The organism is Dietzia sp. DQ11-71 (assembly GCF_014144995.1).
Classification (GTDB): Bacteria; Actinomycetota; Actinomycetes; order Mycobacteriales; family Mycobacteriaceae; genus Dietzia; species Dietzia kunjamensis.
Genome location: NZ_JAALDT010000335.1, coordinates 1 through 1,983, shown reverse-complemented (window position 1 = coordinate 1,983; position 1,983 = coordinate 1). Strand labels below are relative to the sequence as shown.

General features: G+C 71.5%; 2 protein-coding genes. One reads left to right on the top strand and one right to left on the bottom strand.

From position 1 onward, the window contains the following. On the bottom strand, window positions 1-464 hold a 464-nt coding region (locus tag G6023_RS12030; protein WP_182635672.1), incomplete at its 3' end, for a DEAD/DEAH box helicase. A 247-nt stretch (window positions 465-711) separates the two neighbouring features. Here G6023_RS12030 and G6023_RS12025 point away from each other — a divergent pair. Then, window positions 712-1,983 (top strand): adenylate/guanylate cyclase domain-containing protein (locus G6023_RS12025; protein ID WP_347570768.1); only part of this gene is annotated, 1,272 nt, incomplete at its 3' end.

Here is a 1,983-nt window from a genome sequence, read left to right as displayed (position 1 = left end):
ACGCTGATCTCGATCGAGTCCATGCGGCAGTGCTTCTGTCCCATGAGGTCCTCGAGACGACCCGGGCAGGCCACGACGATGTCGACGCCACGATTGAGCGCCTCGACCTGACGGCCCTGGGAGACGCCGCCGAAGATGACGGTGGTCTTCAGGCCCATGGAGGTCGCCAGCGGCTCGAGGGTCTCGTTGATCTGCCGGGCGAGCTCACGGGTCGGCGCCAGGATCAGCCCACGCGGGGAGTTGCGGGCGCGGCGGCCGCCGGACGCGGCGAGGCGGGCGACCAGCGGGATGCAGAACGCGTAGGTCTTGCCGGAGCCGGTGCGGCCGCGGCCCAGCACGTCACGGCCGGTCAGGGCGTCCGGCAGTGTGGCCGACTGGATGGGGGTGGGGGTGGTGATCCCCGCGCTGCCGAGAACGTCGAGCAGGGGGGAAGGAACGCCGAGATCGGCGAAAGAACGTGACAAGGGAGAAGGCTCCGTACATAGAGAATGGCGTCTTGCCCGGCGCGCTCGCGGGGAGTCGCATCCACTTCGGTGAGCGATGCGCCCGGTGCGCGACCACGGGGAGGTCGACAACCGCACGGCCCGAGGCAAGAGTGGTGCGGGCCGTCCGAGGACCACCCTACGCGTAGCGGGCCCCACACCCCAGCCCCGCGGCCCGGGTGTGACGAGGGCATCACGATCGCCTCCCCGTGGTGGCACGATACGAGGCGTGCGAATAGACCTGTCCCTGCTGCGTCGACCGGAACTGGGGTCGGTGCTTCTCGGCCGGGAGGAGGAGTCCGCCCGCCTTCGCGCGCTGCGCGTCCGGATCCTGCTGGTCCTGACCCTGCTCGCCTCCAACCTGGTGGGCGTCGCGGTGGCCGTGGTGCTGGTCTTCTTCGTGCTGCCGGGCCCGGCGGTGCTGTCGCGGGAGTTCCTCGTCCCTTCCGTGATCGTGGTGCCCGTCTACGTGACGATGGCGGTCATCGTGGGCACGATCTGGGTCACCGGTGCGGTCTACCGCCGCGTCCGGTGGTTCCTCGACGGCCGCGAGCCCACCGACCGTGACCGCGCCCGGACCCTGCGCCTGCCCGCCCGCATCACCCTCATCCAGGCCTTCCTGTGGCTGCTCGGCGTCGCGGTCGTCACCCCCGCGTACGGCTTGGTCGACCCCACGTCGATCCCGGTGGTCGGGTTCACCATCTCCTTCGCCGGCATGGTCGTGTGCGGCGCCGCGTTCCTGCTCGCCGACTTCGGCCTGCGGCCCGTGGCGGCGGTCGCACTGTCCACGGGCCGCGCCCCGCGGGCCCGGTTCCTCGGCGCCATGACGCGGCTCCGGGTGGCGTGGGCCCTGGGTAGCGGGGTGCCCGTCACGGGCCTGATCATCGTCGCGATCTACACACTCGCGGGCCGTGCCCTGTCGCTGGAACGCCTCGCCGTCGTCGTCATCGTCCTGGGTGCCACGTCCCTCCTGGCCGGGTTCCTCCTCATCTCCCTCGCGACGGGGTCGATGATCGCCCCGCTGCGCAGCGTCCGGTGGGCGATGCAGGACATCAGCGACGGCACGCTCTCTCGGCGCGTGGTGGTCTACGACGCCACGGAGCTCGGTGAGCTGCAGCGCGGGTTCAACGAGATGGCCTCGGGGCTGCAGGAGCGCGAACGGCTGCGCGACCTGTTCGGTCGACACGTCGGGCGCGAGGTTGCCGAGGCCGCGGAGCTCGACGATCCCGAGCTGGGCGGGCGCGACTCGCGCGTGGGCGTGGTGTTCGTCGACCTCATCGGCTCGACCGAGATGGCCGTGCGGTCCGAGGCCGGCGAGGTGGTGGACGTGCTCAACCGGTTCTTCTCTGTGGTCGTGGAGACCGTGGAGGAGTACGACGGCATCGTCGACAGTTTCCTCGGCGATGCCGCGCTCGTCGTGTTCGGCGCGCCCCGGTCGATGGCGGACCCGGCGACCGCGACCCTGGCCTGCGCGCGGGTGCTGGCCGAGCGCCTGCCCGCG